The sequence below is a fragment of the Vibrio sp. 10N.222.46.A1 genome (genome assembly GCF_041473595.1).
Taxonomy (GTDB): Bacteria; Pseudomonadota; Gammaproteobacteria; order Enterobacterales; family Vibrionaceae; genus Vibrio; species Vibrio tasmaniensis_A.
The window spans coordinates 1-2,145 of record NZ_JBFRSN010001127.1 but is presented as its reverse complement, the minus strand read 5'-3'; the positions used below and the strand labels follow the sequence as shown (position 1 = coordinate 2,145).

2 protein-coding genes are annotated in these 2,145 nt (G+C 45.0%); both read right to left on the bottom strand.

Going from position 1 to position 2,145, the window contains the following annotated elements; all coding sequences use genetic code 11:
- Positions 1–1,686, bottom strand: a 1,686-nt coding sequence (locus AB4496_RS24445) for an AAA family ATPase (RefSeq protein ID WP_372132390.1), incomplete at its 3' end; no start/stop codon positions are given.
- A gap of 39 nt (positions 1,687–1,725) precedes the next feature.
- The gene (gene clpS / locus AB4496_RS24440) at positions 1,726–2,046 is read right to left on the bottom strand and encodes an ATP-dependent Clp protease adapter ClpS (RefSeq protein WP_102257368.1); all 321 of its coding nucleotides are present in this window, start codon (positions 2,044–2,046) and stop codon (positions 1,726–1,728) included.
- Positions 2,047–2,145 lie beyond the last annotated feature (99 nt).

The window sequence follows — 2,145 nt, the reverse complement described above, 5'->3', positions numbered from 1 at the left end:
GTGTGGGTTCTTGATAACAGCATCGGTTAGCAGACCACCTTGATCATAACCAACATAACCAGGAGGCGCACCGATCAAGCGGCTTACCGAGTGACGCTCGCCGTACTCAGACATATCAAAGCGCAGAAGCTCAATACCCATCAATTTAGACAGTTGAACAGTCACCTCTGTTTTACCGACACCAGTAGGGCCAGCAAACAAGAATGAACCAACAGGTTTATTGTCTGCTCCCAACCCTGCACGAGTTAGCTTGATCGCTTCGCTCAATACATCGATCGCTGGGTCTTGTCCGAATACCAACATTTTCATGCGGTCATCCAGTTTCTGCAGCGTATCTTTGTCTGAAGACGATACTGACTTCTCAGGAATACGCGCCATTTTCGCAACCATTGACTCAATATCAGCCACGCTTACCGTTTTCTTACGACGACTTGCAGGCGCCAAACGACTACGAGCACCCGCTTCATCAATAACGTCAATCGCCTTATCTGGAAGGTGACGTTCATTAATATACTTAGCAGACAACTCCACAGCGGCACGTAACGCTTTGTTGGTGTAACGTACTTCGTGGTGAGCTTCGTATTTTGGCTTCAAGCCAATCAGAATTTTGGTTGTATCATCTAGCGATGGTTCAACAATATCGATTTTCTGGAAGCGACGAGATAAAGCACGCTCCTTCTCAAAAATACTGCTGTACTCTTGGTAAGTGGTTGAGCCAATACAACGTAATTTACCGCTGCTTAATAGCGGTTTAATTAGGTTTGCCGCATCCACCTGACCACCCGATGCTGCACCCGCACCAATAATGGTATGGATCTCATCGATGAACAGGATAGCGTCTTCTTCTTTCTCGAGTTGCTTCAGAATCGCTTTAAAGCGCTTCTCAAAGTCACCACGATATTTCGTTCCCGCAAGCAATGAACCAATATCCAAAGAGTAAATCACGCTGCTCTGAATGATTTCAGGGACTTGGCCTTCAACGATGCGCCATGCAAGACCTTCAGCGATAGCAGTTTTACCCACACCCGCCTCTCCCACTAATAGAGGGTTGTTCTTACGACGACGACACAGAACTTGAACGGTACGTTCTAGCTCTTTGTCACGACCGATGAGTGGGTCAATGTTACCTTGCTTCGCTACTTCGTTAAGGTTGGTCGCAAAATTTTCTAGACGATCTTCTGAGTTAGCTTCTTCGGCATTCTCTGCACCACCAAATGAATCAGGAGATGAACCGCTATCGCCTTCATTGCTGCCTTTGGTAATACCGTGTGAAATAAAATTCACTATGTCTAAGCGGCTGATGTCGTTTTTCTTAAGAAGATATGCCGCGTGAGATTCTTGCTCACTAAAAATAGCCACAAGTACATTTGCACCTGTTACTTCGCTGCGACCTGAAGATTGAACATGAAAAACAGCGCGCTGAAGTACTCGTTGAAAGCTCAGCGTGGGCTGGGTTTCACGAGTCTCGTCGCTTTCAGGGATGAGTGGGGTCGTTTGGTCGATAAAAATATCGAGCTCATTGCGAAGAGCATCGAGATCAGCCTGACAAGCTTGGAGCGCTTCCTTGGCCGCATCATTTTCTAATAATGCTAGTAGGAGGTGTTCGACAGTCATGAATTCATGTCGCTTGTCTCGCGCACGAGAAAATGCGCCATTTAAACTCGTCTCTAATTCTTTATTTAGCATAAGTACCTCCTAAGGGAACAACAGTGTTGTTCGAGCAATTTACACTTGCTCCATTGTACATAGTAGCGGATGCTCATTTTCCTTTGAGTATATCGTTACCTGCGCTACCTTTGTTTCCGCTATTTCAGCACTGTATGTGCCACAAATAGCTTTACCTTCATAATGAACCTTGAGCATCACTTCCGTTGCTTTTTCGATATCTAGTGAGAAAAATCGCTCTAGGATCTCGATTACAAAGTCCATGGGCGTGTAGTCATCGTTATGTAATACAACGTTATACATTGCCGGTGGCTTTACTTTCGTTCTCTCTTTCTCCAGTAAATCTGAGCCTGGAGATGCCCATTCAAAGTTTCTGCTCATATTAGCTTTGCTAAGGGTTATTTTTCGGAAGTAGTGAATGTTTAGTTAACTCAAATTTACCACATTCACGCATTACGGTGTACTAAGAAACTGCACCAA